23 protein-coding genes and 1 pseudogene are annotated in these 22,607 nt (G+C 62.0%); 18 read left to right on the top strand and 6 right to left on the bottom strand.

All coding sequences use genetic code 11. The annotated features are described in order from the left end of the window. Window positions 1-3 precede the first annotated feature (3 nt). Entirely contained in the window at window positions 4-480 is a 477-nt protein-coding gene (locus D1Y85_RS19825; RefSeq protein WP_124152838.1) for a hypothetical protein, read from the top strand. Here D1Y85_RS19825 and D1Y85_RS19820 read toward each other — a convergent pair. Both D1Y85_RS19820 and D1Y85_RS19815 read right to left on the bottom strand, forming a co-directional pair. Then, a pseudogene (locus D1Y85_RS19820) lies at window positions 459-818 on the bottom strand (PhoD-like phosphatase N-terminal domain-containing protein); the annotation flags it as partial. The gene D1Y85_RS19825 and the pseudogene D1Y85_RS19820 overlap by 22 nt on opposite strands. An 86-nt stretch (window positions 819-904) precedes the next feature. Beyond that, window positions 905-1,597 (bottom strand): TetR/AcrR family transcriptional regulator, encoded by a 693-nt coding sequence (locus D1Y85_RS19815; RefSeq protein WP_124152777.1) that lies wholly within the window; start codon window positions 1,595-1,597, stop codon window positions 905-907. A 184-nt stretch (window positions 1,598-1,781) separates the two neighbouring features. On the opposite strand from D1Y85_RS19815, the gene D1Y85_RS19810 reads away from it, so the two are divergent. The 7 genes from D1Y85_RS19810 (at window position 1,782) to D1Y85_RS19780 (ending at window position 9,359) form a co-directional block, all read left to right on the top strand. After that, complete coding sequence (locus tag D1Y85_RS19810) at window positions 1,782-2,204, top strand: DUF2147 domain-containing protein (RefSeq protein ID WP_124152776.1); 423 nt, start codon at window positions 1,782-1,784, stop codon at window positions 2,202-2,204. Between the two features lie 114 nt (window positions 2,205-2,318). After that, entirely contained in the window at window positions 2,319-3,911 is a 1,593-nt protein-coding gene (locus D1Y85_RS19805; protein ID WP_124152775.1) for a xylulokinase, read from the top strand. Then, the gene (locus D1Y85_RS19800; protein WP_124152774.1) at window positions 3,908-4,579 is read left to right on the top strand and encodes a class II aldolase/adducin family protein; all 672 of its coding nucleotides are present in this window, start codon (window positions 3,908-3,910) and stop codon (window positions 4,577-4,579) included. The genes D1Y85_RS19805 and D1Y85_RS19800 overlap by 4 nt, the downstream gene beginning before the upstream one ends. Continuing rightward, window positions 4,576-6,075 carry an aspartate aminotransferase family protein gene (locus tag D1Y85_RS19795; RefSeq protein ID WP_124152773.1) on the top strand — a complete coding sequence of 500 codons (1,500 nt, stop codon included), beginning with the start codon at window positions 4,576-4,578 and terminating at the stop codon, window positions 6,073-6,075. The genes D1Y85_RS19800 and D1Y85_RS19795 overlap by 4 nt, the downstream gene beginning before the upstream one ends. Window positions 6,076-6,078: 3 nt before the next feature. Then, window positions 6,079-6,720, top strand: a complete 642-nt coding sequence (locus D1Y85_RS19790; protein WP_124152772.1) for a hypothetical protein — start codon at window positions 6,079-6,081, stop codon at window positions 6,718-6,720. Window positions 6,721-6,748: 28 nt separating this feature from the next. Beyond that, complete coding sequence (locus D1Y85_RS19785; protein ID WP_124152771.1) at window positions 6,749-7,909, top strand: MFS transporter; 1,161 nt, start codon at window positions 6,749-6,751, stop codon at window positions 7,907-7,909. A gap of 250 nt (window positions 7,910-8,159) precedes the next feature. Beyond that, window positions 8,160-9,359, top strand: a complete 1,200-nt coding sequence (locus tag D1Y85_RS19780) for a porin (RefSeq protein ID WP_124152770.1) — start codon at window positions 8,160-8,162, stop codon at window positions 9,357-9,359. Window positions 9,360-9,493: 134 nt separating this feature from the next. Here the strand turns inward: D1Y85_RS19780 and tatA are convergent, their stop codons facing one another. Genes tatA through D1Y85_RS19760 form a run of 4 tightly spaced genes read right to left on the bottom strand, consistent with a single transcriptional unit; the run spans window position 9,494 to window position 12,515 of the window. Further along, the gene (gene tatA / locus D1Y85_RS19775) at window positions 9,494-9,724 is read right to left on the bottom strand and encodes a Sec-independent protein translocase subunit TatA (RefSeq protein ID WP_124152769.1); all 231 of its coding nucleotides are present in this window, start codon (window positions 9,722-9,724) and stop codon (window positions 9,494-9,496) included. A gap of 26 nt (window positions 9,725-9,750) precedes the next feature. Then, window positions 9,751-10,491, bottom strand: a complete 741-nt coding sequence (locus D1Y85_RS19770; protein ID WP_124152768.1) for an ABC transporter permease — start codon at window positions 10,489-10,491, stop codon at window positions 9,751-9,753. Continuing rightward, complete coding sequence (gene ccmA / locus D1Y85_RS19765; protein WP_124152767.1) at window positions 10,488-11,453, bottom strand: heme ABC exporter ATP-binding protein CcmA; 966 nt, start codon at window positions 11,451-11,453, stop codon at window positions 10,488-10,490. Before ccmA ends, D1Y85_RS19770 begins: the two co-directional genes overlap by 4 nt. 18 nt (window positions 11,454-11,471) lie before the next feature. After that, window positions 11,472-12,515 carry an FAD:protein FMN transferase gene (locus D1Y85_RS19760; RefSeq protein ID WP_425466956.1) on the bottom strand — a complete coding sequence of 348 codons (1,044 nt, stop codon included), beginning with the start codon at window positions 12,513-12,515 and terminating at the stop codon, window positions 11,472-11,474. A gap of 451 nt (window positions 12,516-12,966) precedes the next feature. Here D1Y85_RS19760 and nosZ point away from each other — a divergent pair, with 451 nt between their 5' ends. The 10 genes from nosZ (at window position 12,967) to D1Y85_RS19710 (ending at window position 22,594) form a co-directional block, all read left to right on the top strand. After that, on the top strand, window positions 12,967-14,925 hold the full coding sequence (gene nosZ, locus D1Y85_RS19755) for a TAT-dependent nitrous-oxide reductase (RefSeq protein WP_124152765.1): 1,959 nt from the start codon (window positions 12,967-12,969) through the stop codon (window positions 14,923-14,925). 112 nt (window positions 14,926-15,037) lie between these two features. Beyond that, on the top strand, window positions 15,038-16,294 hold the full coding sequence (locus D1Y85_RS19750) for a nitrous oxide reductase family maturation protein NosD (protein WP_124152764.1): 1,257 nt from the start codon (window positions 15,038-15,040) through the stop codon (window positions 16,292-16,294). Further along, a complete protein-coding gene (locus D1Y85_RS19745) occupies window positions 16,287-17,195 on the top strand; it encodes an ABC transporter ATP-binding protein (protein WP_124152763.1) in 909 nt (302 codons plus the stop codon). Before D1Y85_RS19750 ends, D1Y85_RS19745 begins: the two co-directional genes overlap by 8 nt. Beyond that, entirely contained in the window at window positions 17,192-18,025 is an 834-nt protein-coding gene (locus D1Y85_RS19740; RefSeq protein WP_124152762.1) for an ABC transporter permease, read from the top strand. Before D1Y85_RS19745 ends, D1Y85_RS19740 begins: the two co-directional genes overlap by 4 nt. Continuing rightward, window positions 18,022-18,549, top strand: a complete 528-nt coding sequence (locus tag D1Y85_RS19735; protein ID WP_124152761.1) for a nitrous oxide reductase accessory protein NosL — start codon at window positions 18,022-18,024, stop codon at window positions 18,547-18,549. Before D1Y85_RS19740 ends, D1Y85_RS19735 begins: the two co-directional genes overlap by 4 nt. Window positions 18,550-18,559: 10 nt before the next feature. Continuing rightward, a complete protein-coding gene (locus tag D1Y85_RS19730; RefSeq protein ID WP_124152760.1) occupies window positions 18,560-18,826 on the top strand; it encodes a hypothetical protein in 267 nt (88 codons plus the stop codon). Window positions 18,827-18,828: 2 nt separating this feature from the next. Continuing rightward, window positions 18,829-19,185: a hypothetical protein gene (locus D1Y85_RS19725; RefSeq protein WP_124152759.1), complete on the top strand. Its 357-nt coding sequence runs from the start codon at window positions 18,829-18,831 to the stop codon at window positions 19,183-19,185. Window positions 19,186-19,247: 62 nt separating this feature from the next. Next, window positions 19,248-19,577, top strand: coding sequence for a c-type cytochrome (locus tag D1Y85_RS19720; RefSeq protein ID WP_124152758.1), 330 nt, complete (start codon window positions 19,248-19,250; stop codon window positions 19,575-19,577). 138 nt (window positions 19,578-19,715) lie between these two features. Continuing rightward, a complete protein-coding gene (locus tag D1Y85_RS19715) occupies window positions 19,716-21,947 on the top strand; it encodes a 4Fe-4S binding protein (RefSeq protein ID WP_124152757.1) in 2,232 nt (743 codons plus the stop codon). Beyond that, window positions 21,944-22,594 (top strand): c-type cytochrome, encoded by a 651-nt coding sequence (locus D1Y85_RS19710; protein WP_124152756.1) that lies wholly within the window; start codon window positions 21,944-21,946, stop codon window positions 22,592-22,594. The genes D1Y85_RS19715 and D1Y85_RS19710 overlap by 4 nt, the downstream gene beginning before the upstream one ends. The last annotated feature ends 13 nt before the right edge of the window (window positions 22,595-22,607 follow it).

Here is a 22,607-nt window from a genome sequence, read left to right as displayed (position 1 = left end):
GGCATGACGGCGTGCGGCGCGCTCGCGCTCGGCGCGGCAACCGGTGCGTGCGCAGCCGACTGGTGTAGCGGCGGTTTGTGGGTCGATGCGATGGTGGCCTCTTACCACATCCATCCCGACAAGGATTTCGAGCAATTCAATCCGGGGCTCGGCATCGAATGCTGGCCAGGTCAGACGTGGGGGCTCACGGCGGGTGGCTTTCGCAATTCGCTGCGGCGGCCTTCGTTTTACGGCGGCGGGATCTGGGCGCCGGAGTTGCTGCACTGGGGTTATGTGCGCCTAGCCGCGATGGGCGGCATCATCTCCGGCTACAACTACGGCAACTGGGGGCTTGGACACAATCACAGCGTCGGTCCGGTCGCGGCCCCGGTCGTGATGGTGGCGTACAAGCGCGTGGGCGTGAATTTCATCGTGATTCCTCCGATCCCTTCCGACGATCTTCCGTTCACGATCGGGTTTCAGTTGCGCTTCAAGTTCTGAGCGGGAGGTCGCCGCGTGGAATGGAGGCAGGGATGAAGTGTGGGTGTTCCGCCCGCGCACCGGAGATTGACCTGGCGTGAGGGACGCGAATTATACCGACGGTGCGCGCTGACGCTCCAGTCCTGACAGTTGAACCACGCGAAGCGAACCTGAGTGTTGGCGTCGTCCGGATCCGGGGCCGTGCGCGCGATACCTGTGGCGCCCATGTCAGCGTCTGCGTTGAACCGATAGTAGTACGTGGTATTTGGTGAGAGGCCTGTCGCCTTCGCGCGGACGGTGAAGTCGTAGGTGGCCAGCGCCTCGAGCGGAACGCTGACGACGAGGTCCGGGAAGTGCGGCTGTGTCGATACCTAGAGTGGTAACCGTACCGTACGCGCAGCGCCTGTCGCAGCGATGTGTTCGCAGCACGCGAGGCCGACGCGAATCAAGCGCGCGCGGGCGCCTTCCGTGATCGTTTCCGTGTACCCGCTTCGTTGCGCGAGCGCAGCTGTTCCAGCTGGCTCGCGATCATGCTTGCCACCGTACGGGCTACCGCGGCCGTGTCTTGACGCTCGTCGAACAGCATCTCGACCGTAGCGTAAATCAGCTCGACCGCGATGCGGCAGGTGAGCTCCAGCTCGGCCCTGGGCGCATCCGGAAGTACCTGCGACAGCAGCTGGGTCTGCATTTTTGTGACCTTTGCGTGCGAGGTGAGACGCACGTCCTGCAGGACCGGGACGGCACGCATGGCGCGCATGATCCACACCCCGCCCACGGCTTGCTCGGTCGCGGCGTAGGTATCCAGGATCAGCCCCTCCAGAGCACGCTCGAGGTCCGCGACTGTGCCGTCGAACAACCCCGGCGAGATCCAGCGCTCGATCCGTTCGTTTTGCCGCTGCATCAGCCGTTGTCCGAGTTCGGACAGCAGCGCGTACTTGTTTGGGAAGTAGCGATACAGCGCCGGAGGCGTCAGGCTCGCGCGCTCGCAAACCATGTTCGTCGAGAGGCGTTCGATTCCAACATCGGCGAGCGTCTGCGCGGCCACTTCGAGTATGCGCTCGTATGTTTCGGCGGCCCGTTGCTGGGCCGGTTGCATCTTCGTCGAGAGCGATGGCTTCTGTTTGCGGTCGGTTTTCATTGCATGCATGTCTGTGCGCCGCGTCCGGGATTGTCCCAGGGAGCGGCGCTCACCAAAAAGATAGTGATCGCTATATACTGCGCGAAAAGATAGTCATGACTATATATTAGCGATGACTATTGTTTTGGTTGAAGCATAACCTTCTTTCCCCCGAACGGTTCTTTCCCTGCCAAGGAACTTCATCGTGAAAGTCAGGACAGCACTGCTTTTCGCCAGCACCCTCGCGTTGGTCTCAACGGCATTCGCAGCCGACAGTGCCGACGACGCCAACGGCCTCTGGATGACTGCGGAGCACGACGCCGTGATCGAATTCAAGCCGTGCGATGCCCCGGGAGGCGCGTTGTGCGGGAGCATCGTCTGGGACAGGGATGCCGGTACGCCGACCGACACGTGCGGCATCCGCATTGCCCAGTTGGGGCGATACAACGACGGTGCGTGGCGCGATGGCTGGGTCTACGATCCACGCGACAAGAAAAAATACAAAGGAATCGTTCGTGTGAAGTCCGGGAATCTCTATCTGCGTGCGTTCGTGGGTATCGAAATGCTTGGAGAGACCGAGCAACTCACTCATGTTGCTGCGTTGCCGGCTACGCCGGTTTGCAAGTAATCATGCCCGTGGGAGCTAGCCGTGCTACTGCGCGCCATCTTTTCAGCCTGAACGACTCAGCCAGTTTCCGTGCAACGGACAACCCGGCTTGCCTGGGTGATCGAGACAAGACGAATGGAAGCTAAAAGCGGGTTGGTGCTGGCCGTCGATCTGGGAACGTCCGGCTGCAAATGCGCGTTGGTCGACCTTGACGGAGACGTGCATGGATGGTCGTTTCGCTCCGTGCCGTTGCATGTCGAGGCGGGCGCGGCCGAGCAGGACCCGAACGCGTGGTGGGCGGCCTTTCTGGAAAGCGCTAACGAACTGTTCGCCAGGGAAGCCGGATTGCGTCGCCGTGTGCTGGCCGTGTGCTGTTCGACGCAATCGGAAGGAACGGTTTGCGTGGACCGCGATCACCGAAGCATCGGCCCGGCAATGACCTGGCTCGATTCGCGCGGCGCGGCGCCCATGGCGCGGCGTGCGCGCGGACGCGGGCCAAACATCGAGGGCTATGGCCCGTTGAAGCTCTGGCGCTGGCTGCGCCTGACCGGCGGCGCACCGTCGCTTTCCGGGCGGGACTGCGCCGGGCACATCGCCTGGCTGCGCGACCACGAACCGGAACGGTACGACCGAACCTACAAGTTCCTGAACGTCCTGGACTTCATGAACCTGCGGCTGACCGGCCGGTTCTGCACGACTCGGGATTCGATCCTGACCACGTGGGTCACGGACAATCGGGACGTCGATCATGTGAAGTACGATGACAGCCTGTTGCGCATGCTGCGTATCGATGCGGACAAACTGCCTGAGATAGTAAGGTCTACTGATATTATCGGAACGCTTTTGCCGGACGTCGCGGCGTCACTCGGGCTCGATGCCGGGACCGCTGTCGTGGCCGGCGCCGTAGACAACTCGGCAGTGGCGGTCGGCGCGGCCGTCGACGACTTCGAGACCCATCTGTATCTCGGCACGTCGTCGTGGCTCGGTGCGCATGTTCCGTCGATGAAGACCGACGTCCGGAACAAGATCGCCGCGGTGCCCTGCGCCCGGGATGGGCGCTACCTCGCGATGGCGCTGCAATCGACTGCGGGCGCGAATCTTACGTTCCTGCGCGAGCGTATCCTCTATCACCCGGACGAACTCGCGAGCGACGAAGAGCACCCGGCCGTGTACGAGGTGTTGAACCAGATCGCGGCGCGCGTACCCGCTGGCGCGCGCGGGCTGATCTACACCCCGTGGCTGCAAGGCGAGCGCACGCCGGTCGACGATCCGTGCCTGCGCGCGGGGCTGTTCAACCTGTCGCTCGAGCACTCGCGCGAGGACATCTTCCGGGCGTTCCTCGAAGGCGTCGCGCTGAACACGCGCTGGATGCTGGAACCCTTCTCACGCTTTCTGGGCCGCGACGCCGGAACCATCACAGCCGTGGGCGGGGGAGCGCAATCCGACGTGTGGTGCCAGATTATTGCGGACGTGACTGGACAACCGGTTCGTCAACTCGCGAGGCCGATCCAGGCCAACGCGATCGGAGCGACGTTCATCGCCGGTGTGGGGTTGGGTGCGTTGCGCTTCAGCGACCTTTCCGCGCTACGCAGGATCCGGCGCACGTATGAACCGGCAACCGCCCTGCGGCGCCTGTACGGCGACAAGTTCGGGGCCTTCAAGGAAGTGCGCGCACGCCTCGCGCCCCTCTATCGCCGCCTGAACGCACCCACGGTGACGACCGCATGAGCACCTTTTACGTACGCCAGGCCGTAGTCGATCTCTGCAACGGACTATCGCGTCGCGGCTACCTCGCGGGCACGGGCGGCAACATCGCCATCCGGATCGGCACGGACCGGTTCGCCGTGACCCCGTCGGCGACGGACTACGCCACAATGAGCGCCGCCGACGTCTGCGTGCTGCGTCTTGACGATCTGAAGCGTATGGAAGGCGGGCGGGCCGCGTCGGTGGAAAGCGGTCTGCACGCGCGCGTGCTGCGCGCTCGCGCCGACGTTCAGTGCAGCATTCACACGCATCAGCCCGTGGCAAGCGCATGTGCGTTGCTGGGGAAGCCGCTGGACGTGCCGGAAGGTCCCCTGCGCCGATCGCTTGGATCGCGGGTTCCGGTGATCGGCTATGCGCCTTCGGGGAGCGGCTGGTTGTCGTCAAAGCTGGCCCGCGCGCTGCGCGAAGACATTCAGGCGTACTTGATGTTGAACCATGGCGTGCTGTGCTGCGGGGCGAGTCCGACTGCCGCCGTCGAAGCGGTCGAACATCTCGAGACCCTGACTCGCATGCATCTGACGCACATGATCGAGGCGCGCGCCGCGCGCGAACCCAGACAACGGACCATCTTGCTGCAAGTGGCGAGCGCACTTGCAGAAACCTCTCCATTCGATCGGACCGACACGCCATGAGCAACACCGTCATCGCCCATTCGTTCGGCAACTCAGCCGCCGACGCCAACGCCGCATTACCTGCGATCCCGACGTGGCCCGACGTGGATAACCTGTACCGCCGGTTCGACGCGCTAGTCCGGCAACCGATGCGGCCCATCCGCGCCGACGCGATGGACCAGGTGATGCGTTACTTCAATGAGCGTTGCAGGCGTTCGAAACAGCTGGCGGACGAAGCAAAGGCCGTCATTCCCGGCGGCGTCCAGCACAACCTTGCATTCAATCATCCGTTTCCCCTTGCTATCGCACAGGCCGAAGGGGCACACATGACGGACGTGGACGGAAATCGCTATATCGACTTCCTCCAGGCGGGCGGGCCGACGCTCCTCGGCTCCAATCATCCGGCCGTGCGGCAGAAAGTGAACGAAGTGCTGGACACGTGCGGCCCTGTCACCGGTCTGCTGCACGAATATGAGGTGAAGCTCGCGGAACTGGTGTGCCAGTCCATGCCGGGCGTCGAGATGGTGCGGTTACTGGGTTCCGGCACGGAAGCCGTGATGGGGGCGGTTCGTCTCGCCCGCGCCTACACCCGGAAAAAATGGGTCGTCAAAATCGGCGGCGCGTACCACGGCTGGAGCGATCAACTGGTGTTCGGCATGCGCTTGCCCGGAACGGGCCGCATGGAGGCGGTGGGCATTCCGCGCGGCGCGACGGCCCACACCCAGGAGTGCCATCCCAACGATCTCGACGCGCTGCGCCGCAAGCTTCAACTCAATCGCCTGCGTGGCGGGACGGCTGCCGTGCTGGTCGAGCCGTTCGGGCCGGAAAGCGGAACGCGGCCCGTGCATCGCGACTACAACCGCCAGGTCCGCGCACTGTGCGATGAATTCGGCGCGCTGCTGATTTTCGACGAGGTGGTCACCGGCTTTCGCGCCGGAATGGGCGGCGCGCAAGCCTACTTCGGCGTGACCCCCGATCTGACCGTGCTCGGCAAGTGCCTGACCGGCGGCTATCCGATGGCGGGCGCGATCGGTGGGCGCAAAGAAGTGATGATGCTGCTGGTCGGCGGAATCGGCACTACGTCGCGCCGTGCATTCGTCGGCGGCACGCTGTCGGCGAATCCGCTCTCGTGTGCTGCGGGCTACCACGCGCTGCTCGAGGCGCAACGCGTGAATGCGGCCGGCGTCGCCGGGCGTGCAGGCGAGCGCCTGTGCCAGGGTCTTGCCGAAATCATCGAACGCCTCGGGCTGCCCTACGTGACGTACAACATGGGCTCCATCGTGCACCTGCAGACATCGGGCGTGCTCCTGCTGGATACGAGCAACATCGTCAAGCTGATCCGTGTGAAAAATGAAGCCAGGGCGCGCAAAACCATGATGGAGGAGATGGGCGCGGCCTATACGGCACACGGTTTGATCACGCTCGCCGGAAGCCGGATCTACACCAGTTTCGCGGATACCGACGAGGTCGTCGACGACGCGCTGAATCGCTTCGAAGACGTTTTCAGGCTGGTTTGAATCATGTCGGTCGAACAGATGCTCGAGGCACAGTGGGTACAGACGCGCGACCGTCTTGTCGCAAAACAGTTGCTCGGACCGTCACACGCAAGCCTTTCGCTGCGAATCCCGGGGACGGACGCCATGTGGTTCGGTGCCGCTACCGACAACGCACCCCGCAGGATCGCCGTGGACGATACGGCCACGGCGGTTCCCGGCAGCGATCTTCATCTTGCGATCTATGCCGCGCGAAAAGACGTGGGCGCGATCGGCGTCGGCGGCGGGACGTTCGGCCGCTTGCTGGCTCACTCGGGCGACGCGATGCCGGGCGTATTCGATGAGCAGGTACGTCATCTCGGTCGCATGCGTCCCGCGGTCGGGCACGTTCGCGAGGTCAAGCGGGCGCTGGGCGGCGGGACCAATGCGCTAATCGTGCAAGGGGATCCGATCTGTCTGGGCATGACAGCGACCCGCCTCGCGCTGAATGCCGAACTGTTCGAGAAATGCGCCAAGGCGTTTGTGCTCGCCATGGCAGCTGGTTCACGCGTGAAGCAGTTGCCATGGCTCGTGCGCAGCGTAGCGAATGGACGTCTGATGAAGGACGAGCGACGTGCGATGGAGCGCATCCAGCAGGGAATGCTGCCTGAGGAAAGTCGGAGTTATTGAAGGCATCAATAACAAAGGGGGAGACCACATGAAAACGACGAATACCGCAAGCGGATTTTCCGCGGTGCAAGTGAGCGCCGCGCTTGCGATCGGAACCATTGCGCTTCTGATGATCGGGATCCAGCCGATCCTGCTGGGTGAACTGGTCGACGCGAAGCGCGTGACGCTCGAGGGTGTGGGTCTCGTGGCGATGGGCGAGATCGTGACGCTCGGCCTCGGCGTGGCGCTCGGCGATCTGCTCGTGCCAGTGTCGTGGCTAAGACGAGTTGCGATTATTGCGGGCTTGTCGAGCGCCGCGTTCGATCTGCTGACGACGCACGCTTCGGGTGACGGTCCGATGCTCGCCGTGCGTGCGTGCGCCGGCCTGGCGGAAGGTTTGCTGGTCTGGGGCACCACCGGCGTGGTGGTGCGTAGCGCCAATCCAACCCGCGTCGCCGCGATCTTCTTCGTCGTGCAGACTCTCGGTCAGGCGCTGGTCGGTGCGGTCCTCGCCAACCTCGTCATTCCGCGCGCGGGTTGGCAAGGCGGTTTCGAGACGCTGGCCGGACTATCGCTGCTGACCTGCGGCCTGGCGTTTGTCCAGCCCGCCACGTTGTCCCCGCTCGCGTCCGGTTCCACAGGGGACTTCCGCTGGTCTCCAGCCCTGTTGCTGCCGCTGCTCGTCGCATTCCTGCAACTCGCGGCGGTGGGTGCCTTCTGGGCCTATATGGAACCGTTGGGCAAGGTCGCCGGGCTGGATGGCCGCTCGTCCCAGACCTTGATTTCAGGCGTATTGGCGGCGCAGGTCCTGGGCGGCACCGCGGCGTCGCTGCTTGCTCGCCGCGTCGGAGCGAGGCCGGTTGTGTTCTGCGCCTCCCTCATATTCATCGCCGCCTTGACGACGGTGCACTGGATGTCGGCGGGACACGCACTGGTGTTTGGCGTCGCGAGCCTGCTGTTCGGTTTCGTCTGGCTTTTCGCGCTGCCGTTTCATGTCGCGCTCGCGTTCCAGGCCGACCCGAGTGGCCGTCTGGCGAGTCTCGTTCCCGCCGCGCAGTTGATCGGCAGCGCGTTCGGACCGCTCGCGGCGTCGCTCCTCGTGCAGGGCGACAACGCAACGGCCGTGCCGCTCGCAAGCATCTTCTTCGCCGCGCTCGCCACACTGCCGCTGCGAAGGATGCGCGAGCGACGGGTGTCCGCCACAGCATAAGGCATCCTTAAGATATGACGGACCGTCCGGATCAGATCGGTCAAGCGTCGCGCTGCCGGAAGGGGCATGCGGAATCCTGCTCACTGCTGATTTACAGGTGCTTCGAGCGATCCATGCATAGCCAGCATGTCGTCTGCCGCGCGTGGCGTGACCTGACACGCCGGCGGCGACGCAGTCTGGAACGACGGCGTGAGTTGGGGGTAAAGAAGCGATTTTCTATAACAAGAAGCTTATAACTTCGGAGACCAAAATGAAAAAACGAAAAGAAAGTATCCGCGTGGCGTGCTGCGCGGCGATGGCGCTCGCCGGTGTCACAGCACACGCACAAAGCAGCGTCACGCTGTATGGCGTGCTCGACGCAGGCATTCGCTATGAAACGCACGGCGTGAGCTACGGGCCGGACGGCATGCCGGTGTCGACGGGCACGAAGGTGTCGATGACGGACGGGGGCGGACTGACTGAGAGCTACTGGGGTCTCAAGGGCCAGGAGCAGATCGATACCGACCTGCAGGTCCAGTTCCAGCTCGAGAGCCACTTCGGGCCGAATAGCGGCAGCATCGTACCGGCGGGTTCGGACAACTTCTTCCAGGTTGCCTATGTGGGACTTGTGTCGCAGAAGTTCGGCGAACTGATGCTCGGCCGGCAGTACAACGTCGCGTTCGAGACGGTGTCGCTCGCGTATGGATCGAATCTGTGGGCCGGTCCGCAGGATCCGTACTTCAACCTGTTCAAACCGGAAATGACCATGCTGGCAGCCGCGCGCACGAGCAACATGGTCCAGTATGGCGCGCAGTTCGGCGACCTGTACGTGCTCGCCCAATACGCGCTCGGCGGGCACGCGGGCAGCGGCACGCAGGGCAGCCAGGCAGGCGCGGGCGTCGCCTATGCACCCGACAAGGGACCGTTCACGTTCGGCGCGGCGTTCCTGCGCAGTTGGGACGACAACAGCCATGCAAAGTTCGACATCTACACCGTCGGCGGTACGGTGACGCTCGGCAATGCAACCTTCAACGCCGGATATATCGAGAACGCACGCGACAACAACTTCACTTCGTTCTCGAACGGTCCGTTCGGCCCGATCGATCTCGCGGGGCTCGGCATCATCTCGCCGATACAGGTCGTCGATCCGACGCAGCCTGGGGGATTCAACAAGCGAAAAATGGGGCTGTTTGGATTCACCTACAAAATCTCGCCGACGCTGACCGCCGCGATCAACACCTGGTGGACCGCGCAGTCCGGCTATACGTCGGACTTCGACGGCCACGCGCGGCAATTCCAGGCGATCGCCGGCTACAGTCTGTCGAAGCGCACCATGCTGTACGCGGAAGTCGACTACGCGGTCTACCGCGACGGCCTCGTGGGCGCGCAGCTCGTGGGCGTCAACGGGCAGTCGCCGACCATCAGCACCACACAGTTCGGCGCGACAGTGGGCCTCCGTCACTACTTCTAGGGGTTTTGCCGCGATAGCGATGGCGGCTGGCGTAGCGTTCGATATAACCAGAAGCGCTTCTGCCGCCAACGAATGCAGAACCCGTCGTCACTCGCGATGGCACGAAGCTGTTTCCGGCCACTGCGCGTCACGCATCATCGATATTCCTCCGGTCGGCGTGCCGCTTCTTTTGCGTTGACATCGACGACGTCGGCGTGCACCAGTTCTCCGTGCTGCGCCGGCGCCTCACCCTCGCGCATTCCCTCCTTGAAGCTCTTCACGGCACCGCCAAGATCGCCGCCGATATTGCGCAGCTTCTTCGTGCCGAACACCAGCGCCACGATCAGCAAAACGATAAGCCAGTGCCAGATACTGAATTCACCCATGGAAACTCTCCTTTAAATCACCACGATTACGCATTGCGCCGACTGATCCTGCGCACGACGAGCCAGCCCGCCGCGATCAGACAGGCCGCGAGTGTTGCCACCGAGCGTGCCGGCGTGACTACGAACTGCGTTGTCAAAACGCCGCGCATCAAATCGACGGCATAAGCGGCGGGGTCGAATACGGCGGCAAGCCGGATCCAGTCGGGCGCGAGATCGAGTGGATAGAGCGCGCCCGAAAGGAAAAACATGGGCAGCAGCAGCGTGTTCGATACGACTGGAAACACGATCACCGACTGGAACGGCAGTGCGAGCGCGAGTCCGAGTGCCGAGAAGGCAAGTGAGGCAAGCGCCATTGCCATGACAAGGAGGGCGAGGCGCGGCATCGTCAGACCGATGCCGATTGTCGGCGAGAATGGGAGCAGCAGCGCGCTTTGCACCAACGCGACAACCGCACCGGCGCCTATCTTGCCAGCCGCGATCTCGACGCGTTTCACCGGTGAGACGAGCAGAGCGTTCAGAAGGCCGGTTTGCCGGTCGTGCACGATGCCGACTGCGGCTGAGATGGCCGTGAACATCAACGAAAGGCCGACGACGCCCGGAAAGATGTACGCCTGATAGCCGCTGACCTCCGCGTAGGTGCCGCTCCTGAGCGCGGCGCCCAGAACGAATAGATACAGCAGCGGCTGCGTGAGGCCGAGCGCGATCCGCAGCGGCGATGCCCAGAACCGCTTCAGGTCGAACCACACGATCGCGAGCACGTTGCTCATGCGTATGCCCTTCCTGTTGCGTGGGTCATGCGGATTGCGCGGCGTGGTTCGTCGTGGCGCGCGCGGCTCCAGTGCTCAACGATGTCAATGAGCCTGGGCGCCTCGATTTCCGCGCTGGAGACGCTGCACGGAATGCGTTGCAGCAGGGCCGGCAACGCGGCCTGCGGATTAGCGACCCAAATCTCAACGCCATCCTCGCGAACGGTCGCGACATACCCCGCTTCGCCAAGCCACCGCCGCGCGTCTTCGCTGCTCGGCACGCCGAGCCGGATCGTGCCGGGAATGTTCGCGCACAGTGCGCGCCACGGGCCATCCGCGAGCACACTTCCTTGATGCATCACGATGACGCGATCGGCGTCGCTTGCCTCGTCGGCATGGTGTGTCGAGCACAGGACGGTATGACCGTCGCCGACGAGCGTCCTGATTTCGGACCAGAAGACATGTCGTGCGGCGACATCGAGACCAAGCGTAGGTTCGTCGAGCAACAGCACACGCGGCCGTGCGATAAGTGCGCGCGCAAGTTCCAGCCGACGGCGCTGCCCGCCAGAGAGGCGCTGGACCCGTGTGGCCGCGAGCGCTTCGAGCCCGAGCGCCGTCAGCAACTCATCGACACGCTGCCGCGCAGCACGGCCCCTCAATCCCTGGCATTGCGCGATGAAACGCAAATTGTCGTGTGCGCTCAGACGCGGTTCCAGCGCGGATTCCTGAAACACGACGCCGATTTTCGAACGCACCTGCGCAGGCATCGCGATTGCGTCGATACCGTCGATGAAGATGCTCCCGCTGTCCGGTGCGGCGAGCGTGGCCAGAAGCGAGAGCAGCGTCGTTTTGCCAGCGCCGTTCAATCCAACGATCGCCACGAGTCCGGCGCTACCGATCGTCACGCTGACGTCGTTAAGAATTGCGCGCTCGCCGCGGCTAAAGCTCACATTTCGCAGGTCGATACAGGGTGCGTCCGGCATGGTGGAGATACTGGCCGTTCAATTGAGTAGCGTGGGGCGCAGCGACGGATCCGCGAAATGCAGCCTCGCCGCCATGGGCGCAGACGCCCACACGTGCCCCTGAGCGTCGACTATCAACACTGCTTCGACGCCGATCTTGCGCGCAAGCGACATCGCCGCCGCAGAACCAGCGATGAACGGTGGCTTGCTTGCGCCATCGGACAATGCGCCCGCATGCGGACCGGGTTTGACGAGCACCGTCACCGACTCGCTCTGCGTGGCGGGAAAGCCCGTGCGCGGATCGAGGATGTGGCAATAGCGCACACCATTGGACTCGAAGAAGCGTTCGTAGTCGCCGCTCGTGCCGATTGCTTCGCCGTCGCGCAGTTCGAGCGTCGCGAGTGACCCCGGTTTGCGCGGGTCCTGGATACCGACTTGCCACGGCGTGCCGCCCTTGCTTCCGAGCGCGAGCAGGTTGCCGCCCACGTCGATCAATGCATTTTCCACGCCGCGCTGCTTCAGTATCGCGGCGGCGTCGTCCAGAGACCAACCCTTCGCGTATCCGCCGAAATCGATCGCGACGGCACGGTTTGCACTCCTGACGACACCGGACGGCGAAATATCGAGATCCGCGATGCTGGCGTGCCGCGCCCACTCGCGCTGTACCGCGTCGCGCGATGGCGGCTTTACGTCGAATTGATCGGCCTGAAAGCCCCATAGCCGAATGAGCTTGCCGATACCGGGGTCGAACAATCCGTTTGTGTCGACTGACAGCTGCCGCGCCGCGCGCAGAATCTGCGCCAGGTCCGCGGACGCCTGGAATGGCTCACCCGCTGCGATGCTCTGGTTGAGCCGGGTGACCTCAGACGGCTGCCACGCGTGCATCTCGCGATGCATGGCCTGGAAATGCGCGAAGACTGCGTTGGTGTCCTGCTGCGCCTGATCGAGCGGTACGCCATAAAGCGCCAGCTGCACGCGAGTGCCGAAAACGTAAGTGCCTTGAACGTAGACTTCCGGCGCCCGGAGCGTTGCCCAGAGTCCGGCGGAGATGGCAAAAATAACGGCCAGCGAAATCAGGATGATTCTTCGGAAAGTGAACAATTTGCCAATGCTCCAGACAGTTTTTTACGCTCGGCAGACTGGCAATCTGATTCGCTGCGATGACTCGTCGTTACGTTTTTTGGGATGGTTATACACCCGTTTGATTCTCATCAAACTGGGCGTTTTGACGCACTGTTGGATGGGTGTCGCGACCGATCGCCACAGGGCTCACAAATGTCGCATTTGAAGCGCATCATTTATTAAGATAAGTCAATTCGCATTGACGGGCGGTACGCCACACTACGTGCCTGCAGGATATTCTTCCGCCCATTATTGGGATAACGATGGCCCTTATTAGCAAGGGGGTAGCGAAAGCGAGTTATCAAACTGCATAGGTTTGGAGTGTGGTTAGTTACCTCGAAGCCGAGAGATTTTTGTTCTCTGGCCTCGAGACGATTGGTAGATGTGAAACGAATTGACGAGTGAGAGCGTGATGACAATCTCAAAAGAAACTGAAAAGGCAGCAATCCTGGGGCGTCGGAAGTTCCTTGCTTCTTCCGCGGTTGCGGGTCTGGCAGGCGCCAGCCTGACGCTGGGTCTGGCCGGCTGCAACAAGGGCAGCAACGACGCTACGGCAGCGGCACCGGGCAATGCAAGCAGCGGCGCAAGCGGTGCGAGCGCTGACTCCTCCATCAACTGGGATAAGTATGAAGTGCATCCCGGCAAGCTCGATACGTACTACGGCTTTTCGAGCGGCGGGCACTCGGGCGATGTGCGCGTTATCGGCTTTCCGTCGGGACGCGAAATCCGCAAGATTCCGGTGTTCAACGTCGACTGTATGTCGGGTTGGGGCATCACGAACGAATCGCGGAAGATCATCGGCACGCGGCCGAACGGTCAGCTGAACTTCATTACCGGCGATACGCACCACGTCCACATGACGTACACGGACGGCCTGTACAACGGCAAATACATTTTCGTCAACGACAAGATCAATGCGCGTATCGCGCGTATTCGTCTCGACACGATGGAATGCGATGCGATGACGACGCTGCCGAACGTGCAGGGTTTCCATGGCATCTTCCCGGACAAGCGCGACCCGGTTGACGAGAAGATCAACTACTCGACGCGCGTGTTCTGCGGTAACGAATTCCATATTCCGCTCCCGAACAACGGCCACGATCTCAACGATCCGACGAAGTACGGCTGCCTGTTCACCTGCGTCGACGCTGAAACGATGCAGCCGCGCTGGCAGGTTCGCGTCGACGGCAACATGGACCTCGTCGCGACCTCGTATGACGGCAAGCTCGCCTGCTCGAACCAGTACAACACGGAAAACGGCGTCCACTACGAAGAAATGATGTCGGCGGAACGCGACTCGTGCGTGTTCTTCAACATCGCGCGCATCGAGGCAGCGATCAAGGCCGGCAAGTTCACCCACGTCGGCGACTCGAAGGTGCCGGTTGTGGACGGCACGAAGGCCGGCAACCCCGACCCGAAGACCGCGCTGACCGCCTACGTTCCGGTTCCGAAGAACCCGCACGGCGTGAACATCTCGCCGGACGGCAAGTACTACGCCTGCGCCGGCAAGCTGTCCCCGACGGCCACGGTGATCTCGCACGAACTGATGCTCAAGTGGTTCGACGGTGGTTTGAAAGAGCCGCGCGATGCAGTCGTCGCCGAGCCGGAAATCGGTCTTGGACCGCTCCACACGGGCTTCGACGGCAAGGGCTTCGTCTATACCACGCTGTTCCTCGACAGCCAGATCGTCAAGTGGGATCTCGAGGCAGCGATGAAGGCGTACAAGGGCGACAAGGACGCGAAGGTGGTCGTCGACCGTATCGACGTGCACTATCAGCCGGGTCACGGCTTCACGTCGATGGGCGAAACGAACCAGCCGGACGGTCAGTACTTCGTTTCGGACAACAAGTTCTCGAAGGACCGTTATCTGCCGGTCGGTCCGCTGCACCCGGAAAACGGTCAGCTGATCGATATCAGCGGCGACAAGATGAAGCTCGTGGGCGACCATCCGATGTATCCGGAACCGCACGACACGATCATGGTTCGCCGCGACATCATCAAGACGCGTCAGGTCTATGACATCAACGAGTTCCCGCTGGCCGTCAAGAGCCCGAAGGACTGCCGCGTCGAGCGTAACGGCAAGAAGGTGACGATCCATCTGACGTCGCAGGCTCCGACGTTCGGTCTGCGTGAGTGGACGGTGAAGAAGGGCGACGAAGTCACGGTCATCCTGACGAACCTGGATAAGGTCGAAGACTTGACGCACGGCTTCGCAATCCCGTTCCACAACGTCAACTTCGTCGTGCACCCGCAACAAACCCAGTCGGTCACATTCATTGCTGACAAGCCGGGCGTGTACTGGGCCTATTGCACGAACTTCTGCCACGCGCTGCACCTTGAAATGCGCTCGCGCATGATCGTGGAAGCGTAACGCGTCAATGCAGTAGTGAAGGCTCAGGCGGGCCGGGGAAGATGTGTACGCCCCGGCCCGCCCACCCGGCTTCATTTGAATATTGCAGTACACCTTTCGCTGGTAGTTCAGAATGCCGCAGTTCCGACTTGTCGTGGTGCCCGCGCTTGCGATGCTGTTCGTACGCGCTGTTGCCGCCGCCACACTCACCGTGCATCCCGGCGAGCGGATTGGTGCAGCGATCGATGCGGCCAAGCCTGGCGACACCATCGTCGTCCATGGCGGACGCTACGATGAGAATCTCAAGATCGGCAAGCGCCTCACGTTGCGCGGCATTGACCGGCCGATCATCGACGGACACAACACAGGCGACGTCATCCGCATCACGGCGCCGGACGTGACGATCAGCGGTCTCTCGATCGTGAACAGCGGTGCCAACCTGACCGCGCAGAACGCCGGCATCTATGTGCAACCCGGCGCTGACCGTGCCCAGATCGACCATTGCGAGCTCGTCTACAACCTGTTCGGACTCTGGATCGAACGCTCGGCAGACGTGCACGTGAGCGACAACGTTATCGTCGGCAAACGAGACCTTCGTTCTCCGGATCGCGGCAATGGCATCCAGCTTTACAACACGACGGGTGCACAGATCGTCGGCAACTCCATCAGCTATTCGCGTGACGGCATTTACGTCGATGTGTCGCGGAACGCGCTCTTCAAAGGTAATTCGATTCACAACGTCCGCTACGGAACGCATTACATGAATTCGTATTACAACGTATGGGACGGCAACGAGGTGTATCACAACCGGGGCGGCCTCGCGATCATGGAGTCGCGCAATCAGGTCGTGAAGAACAACCGGGTGTGGGGTAACACCGACCACGGAATCATGCTGCGCACGCTGCAGGATTCGGTCATCGAAAACAATGTCGTCGCCGGAAACCAGCGCGGCCTGTTTATTTACGACGCCGAATACAACACGCTGCGCGGCAACCTCGTCGTGGACAACAAAGTCGGCGTGCACCTGTGGGGCGGGTCGTACCAGAACGATGTGACCGGCAACGACTTCATCCGTAACCAGGAGCAGATCCGCTACGTCGCCGCGAAGGACGTCGCGTGGACCGGCAATTACTGGAGCAACTATTACGGCTGGGACAGGCGCGGCCGCGGCATCGGCGACATTCCTTATACCGCGAACGATCTCGTCGACCGGCTGACCTGGCGTGTGCCCGCGGTGAGCGTGCTGATGAACAGCCCCGCCGTGCAGTCGCTGCGCCTGATCGCTCAACAATTCCCGCTTGTGTCGGTGCCGAGTGTGGTCGACAGCGCACCGCGTATGCAGCCGTCCCACACAGCGTGGTCGCAATGGGTCGGGAGGCAACATGATTGAACTTACTGGCGTTACAAAATCGTACGGCGCGCTGCTGGCGCTCCAGGGCGTTGACCTCGCGGTTCGCAAGGGTGAAATGTTCGGCCTGATCGGCCGCAACGGCGCGGGCAAGAGCACGCTGTTCCAGCTCATGCTCGGCCTTCTCAGCGCCGACGCCGGATGCGTGCAGGTCGATGGCGAAAGCGTCGCCGGTCCGCGTTTTCGTGCGGTCAAACGCAGGCTCGGGTACCTGCCCGAAAACATCGTGCTTTACGACAACCTGAGCGGCGTCGAAACGCTGCGCTTTTTCGCGCGGCTCAAGGGCGTCGACACGGCGGAGTGCATGCCTCTGCTCGAGCAGGTCGGCCTCAAAGGCGCGGCGGCGCGGAAAGTGCGCGAATACTCGAAAGGGATGAAGCAGCGGCTTGGCTTCGCGCAAGCGCTGCTTGGCAATCCGGCGCTGCTGTTTCTCGACGAGCCGACTAACGGTCTCGATCCAGAGGGCATCCGCGAGTTCTATCAAATCCTGAAGACGCGCCAGGAAGCGGGCACGACGATCGTCATCACATCGCACATTCTTGCCGAGATCCAGCAGCGCGTGGATCGTCTGGCGATCCTGCAAGGCGGGCGAATCCGCGCGGTCGGCAGCGTGCCGGCACTGCGCGGCGAGGCGAATCTGCCGCTCTCCATGGAAATCGTCACGCATTCGGACGATACGCGGGCGCTCGTGGAGGCGTTGCAGCGCACACCGTTCGGAAAGCTGACGATCCGCGGTCGCCACATCGTCTTCGAATGTCAGCGCGAAGCAAAAATGTTGGCTATTGCAGCGCTGTCGCCGCTGTCCGGCCATATCGCGGATCTGCAAATTCAGGAGCCGTCGCTCGAAGATGTGTTCCTTGGCTGTATGGGGGTGGATGCATGAGCCTGGCCATTTTCTCGTCATGGACCCAGATCCGCGTGATCGCAGGCAAGGAATTCCGCGATCGCATCCGTAACCGCTGGGTGCTTGCGGTGTCGCTTGTGTTCGGCGTGTTCACGCTCGCAACGTCGTACTTCGGCGCGGCGACGCAGGGAGCGGTCGGCTTTCACGGCGTCGAGGCACTGATCGCGAGCCTCGTCAGCCTCACGATCTATCTGCTGCCGCTGATCGCGCTGATTCTCGGCTTCGACGCAATCGTTGGCGAGCGCGAACGCGGCACCCTGAACCTGTTGTTGTCGTATCCGGTCACGCGTGTCGAACTGCTGCTCGGCAAGTACGTGGGCCTCGCCGCGGCGCTGAGCTGCGCAACGCTTGCCGGCTTCGGTCTCGCCGGCATCGTGATCGCCGTGCGCGCGCCCAACGCTGACTGGTTTCAGTACGCGGGCTTCGTGATCAGCGCAGTGCTGCTCGGCTGGGTATTCCTGAGCCTCGCGGTATCCGCGTCGGTTTTCTGTGCAAGCCGGACCTCGGCGAGCGGTGTTGCGATCGCACTGTGGTTTTTCTTCGTGCTCGTCTACGACCTCATGTTGCTCGGCGCGCTCGTGCTGACCGGCGGTGCGGTGCTCGGATCGCTGTTTCCGGTGCTGCTCATGCTCAATCCCGCCGACATCTTCCGGATCCTGAACATCTTCGGTCCGGGCGATTTGCGCACGATGTATGGCCTCGTCAGCGTGTTTCCGCCTGCGCTTGCACAACCGTTCGTTCTCGGCCCAGTGATGCTCGTCTGGATTGCGGCGCCGCTCGGCCTTGCTGCCTGGAGATTCAATCGATGAAGCACCATACCTTAAAGAGCATCGCCGCGCTGGCGGTCACGGTGCTCGCCTTCGGCCTTGCTGCCGGATGCCACAACGATTCCGGCGCGCTGCCCGCGCCGCACGAGATTACCGATTCGACGGTCAGCGTACTCGACGGAATGAGCCTCAAAGAGTATCCGGGACCGAAGGCCCAGATGCTCTATGCCGACGGACACGCGGACTTCTTCTGCGACACGCTCGGGCTCTTTTCGGTCTATCTGCGTCCGGAGCATGACCGCAAGGTCAGCGCGATGTACGTGCAGGACATGGGCGCAGCCGACTGGCTGCACCCGGAGGGCCACTGGATCGACGCGACGCAGGCGACTTACGTAGTGGGCTCCAAAAAGGCTGGCGCGATGGGGCAGACCTTCGTTTCATTCGCAAAGGAAAGCGACGCTGAGCAATTCGTGAAATCCGAAGGCGGCAAGCTGTATCACTTCAATCAGATCACAAGCGATATGGCGACGACCGATGGCGGCGTGGTCAAAGACCAGAACATGTAAGGACATTGAGATGACGCAATTCTTTTACAACGTGCCCTCGGAGGCGGCCAAGCAGATCGAGTCGCTGAGCCGCTTGCTCTACGACCTGCGTGAGGACCGCAAGACCATTCTCGCGAATTACCGTGCCGACGACGAGGCAGCGCTGCTCGCCATGATCGCGGAAGGTAAGGTGGGCGAACACCCGGCTTATGAACACTACCTCAGCGCGAAGACGCTTCTGGAAACGCGTGAAGTCATTCGCGAACAGTTGCGCGAAGTGCTGGCGACAGGATTTTGATCATGCTGCATATTGAACTGAAAGAACCGATCGAGACGGCGTTCGACGCGAGCCAGGTGGTGTCGGTCACGCTTTGTCGCGATGCGCTCGATTTGAGCCTCGCCAACGGCGTCGAGTTGACGGTACGTATCGTCGACCCAGCTGAGTACGTGATGAGCTGGCGCTGGGGCGAAGCCGGGATGTGCATTGATACCGCGCCGCTGCACAAGACGCTCGGCACATTTCCGAACCATCTTCACACTCCCGATGGCCGGGCCGTCGACGATCCCGTCACCGAGATCGGCGCGGACCCGTTGCGCAACGTCAGCACGCTGATCAGCCGGCTGCTCGAACAGCCGCTGTTGGGTTTTGAAGCGTAGTTTGCGCACGATCCGGTCGAAGCGCGGACCCATCAATCCTGAAACTCCTAATGAGGAAGATCATGAAAAATCGTAAAGTTTTGCTCGCAGCATTTGGATTCGCCCTTGCAGCGGCCAGCGTAGCCCCGGCCGCAAATGCCGCGGATGGCGAAAAGGTGTTCAAGAGCGTCTGCTTCATGTGCCACCAGACGGGCGCAGGCGGTGCACCCGTATTCGGCAACAAGGCGGACTGGGCTCCGCGTATCAAGCAGGGCAAGCCGACGCTGTACAAGCACGCGCTCGGTGGCTTCACCGGCAACAACGGCACGATGCCCCCGCGCGGTGGTGGTTCGAGCCTGAAGGACGACGAAGTGAAAGCAGCCGTCGACTTCATGGTTGCCAAGGCTCAGTGATGTGAGTGGAGACGCTGTGCCGCTCCGGGGCAATGTGAGCGGTGCGGCGTCGAGAAGTTTTCGCCATCGGGGCGCGTTTCGTCCGCGTAACCGCGTTGACGCTGCGCCATTCCAGGCGACCCCCTCAAAGCGACAAAAATGAAAGCTACGTTTCGGTTCTTGCTGTTCGCGCTCTTGATCGCCGTGACCCATCCGGTCTTCGCTTCGATTTACGAGCAGGAATTGCCCGACCAACTGTTCAGCCAGCCCGAGATGTGCAAGTGGACCGACTGCGCAGGTGTGCTGCCGGGTTCAAACGAATTCTCCGCCCGCAAGGGCGCTCCGCCGTACGTCGAGGCCTACGCTAACGACGGACACGCGCGTGTGCTCAAAGGCTACGTATTCCTGTCGACCGACATCGTCGACATTCAAGGCTATTCCGGTAAGCCGATCGTCACGCTGATCGGCATGGACACGAAAGGTGTGATCACCGGCGTCAGAGTGCTCAAGCACAGTGAGCCGATCTTGCTGGTCGGCATTCCCGAAAGCAAGCTGCTCACATTTCTCCGCCAGTACGTCGGCAAGTTCGCTGGCGAGCGTTTCGAAATCGGCCAGAGCAGCGCGGGCGATAAGGGCCTCGACGCAATTTCTGGCGCGACGGTCACGGCCATTGCCGAGAACCAGTTGATCTCGCGCTGCGCGGTTGCGGTCGCCAGCCAGGTCGGTATCGTAAAGGAAGCGGTCCTGCCGCAGGCAAAGCTGCTGCAGTCCAACACGCGCTACGGATGGAGCCAGCTCGTTGACATGGGGGCGGTCCAGCATCTCGAGGTCCATGCGAGCGACGTTGGCGCGGCAGACACCGGCTCACCCTATCTCGATCTCTACTATGGCTACCTGAACGCACCCGCGATCGGCAAAAGCGTGCTCGGCGACTACGAATACGCGCAACTCATGAACCGTCTCCAGCCTGGAGACCAGGCGATTTTCGTCGTGGCAAACGGCACGGAGTCGTTCAAGGGATCGGGCTTCGTGCGAGGCGGCATCTATGATCGCATCCAGGTCCAGCAGGGAATCAACGCGTTCACGTTCAAGGATTCCGATTATCTGAATCTCTATTCGTTGGAAGCAGCTGGCACGCCCGCCTTCAACGAGACCGGCATCTTCATCATCCGTAACACGAAATTCAGCGCGGCCTATCCGTGGAAGTTCGTGTTCCTTGGTCACAAGGTGGACAAGGAAACGGGTGCAAAGAGCTTTTCGACATTCAACTCGCCGTACTGGCTGCCTGCGACCTTCCTCGAGGGTGGCCGTCCGAAGGTCGCGGAGGAAACGCCAGCGTGGTGGAACGCATGGAACGGCAAGAAACTGGAAATCGGCCTCTTCATTGGCTGGGCCGTTGCCGTCATGGCGTTCTTTGCGACTCGCGACCGTTGGGTGCGCAAGGCGAAACGCGCAAATAAGCGTTGGGTCTCCTGGCCGAAAACCGCGAGTTGGTTGATCGCGATAGGCTTCGCCGGCTGGCATGAGATGGCACAGCCATCCATTACGCAGGTGCTGACGTTCATCCATTCGCTGTTTGGCGGGTGGAAGATGTCGCTCTTCCTTTCCGATCCGTTCATTTTCGTCTTCTGGATCGTGATCGCGATTACCGTGATCATCTGGGGACGCGGGTTGTTTTGCGGCTGGATGTGTCCGTTCGGCTCGATGTCCGAGATGCTTTACAAGCTGGGGCGCGCAACCGGCCTGAAGAAGCTGCAGACCAAGCTGCCGATGCGCTGGCACAACCGGCTGCGCAAGCTCAAGTACGTGGTGTTCGCGGTATTGCTCGTCGTGTCGTTCTTCTCGATGCCCTGGGCTGAAAAGCTCGCGGAAATCGAACCGTTCAAGACGACGTTCCTCGTTGGCGTACTCAACCGCTCGTGGCCGTTCATGTTGTTCTGGACCGTCATTGTCGGCGCATCGATTTTCATTGAACGGCCGTTCTGCAAGTATCTGTGCCCGCTCGGAGCAAGTCTTGCATTGCCGGGCTGGCGGCGCCTGCTCAAACTGCGGCGCAAGCCTGAATGCACGAGCTGCCATGCCTGTGCGGTCGGCTGCGGCTCACTGGCGATCGACGAAAAAGGCCGCATCGACCAGATGGAGTGCATGCTCTGCCTCGACTGCATGGTGATGTACTACGACGAGCACAGCTGCCCGCCGCTGTCGAAAGAGCGGAAAAGGCGCGAAAAGGAAAAGCTGCCGCTGACTCGAGTGGGCAAGGACGGATATTTCATTCCGATCAAGCTCGAAACCGCGGGGAGCGCGAGCACGGGGGCCGTCAAGGCTGCGCCGGCGTCGTCGCGTGTTGCTGAATCTCTTTCCACTACAGAACAAAACAGGACGGTTGAATGAATCGAATGCGCAAGGTTTGGGTGGCCCTGCATATAACCGCGGGCCTCTCGGGGTGGGCAGCGCTCACGCACGCGGCACAGGTGAGCACGCCGGACGCGAGTCGAGGACAGGCCGTCGCGGCAGTGTGCGCGGCGTGCCACGGAGCCGACGGCAACAGCGCGGCCGAGACCTTTCCGAAGCTCGCGGGGCAGCATGCCGGGTATATCGTCAAACAGCTAGGCGATTTCAAGGCGCAATCCGCCGGCGGCCAACCGGTCCGAACCAACCCGATCATGGCCGGGATGGCGAGTGCACTTTCCGATCAACAGGTCGTGGACGTCGCCGCCTATTTCGCGTCGCAGACTCCGAAGCCCGGAGACGCGCAAAACAAGGACACGTTCGCACTCGGACAAAAAATCTATCGCGGCGGCATTGCCGACAAGGGCGTGCCGGCGTGTGCGGGCTGCCATGGTCCGACGGGGCAGGGCATCCCCTCGCAGTATCCGCGTCTTTCGGGGCAATGGGCGGCATACACCACAGCACAGTTGACCGCGTTCACGCAGGGAGCGGGCGCGCGTGACAACAGCGTGCCGATGCATGCGATTGCATCGCGTCTTTCGGACAGCGAGATCAAGGCGGTGGCCGACTACATTTCAGGGCTGCGCTAAAGACGCCATTCGC

It is taken from the genome of Paraburkholderia dinghuensis (assembly GCF_003837865.1).
GTDB classification, from domain to species: Bacteria; Pseudomonadota; Gammaproteobacteria; order Burkholderiales; family Burkholderiaceae; genus Paraburkholderia; species Paraburkholderia dinghuensis.
The sequence above is the reverse complement of the archived record's forward strand: the minus strand, read 5'-3'. Positions and strand labels throughout refer to the sequence as shown.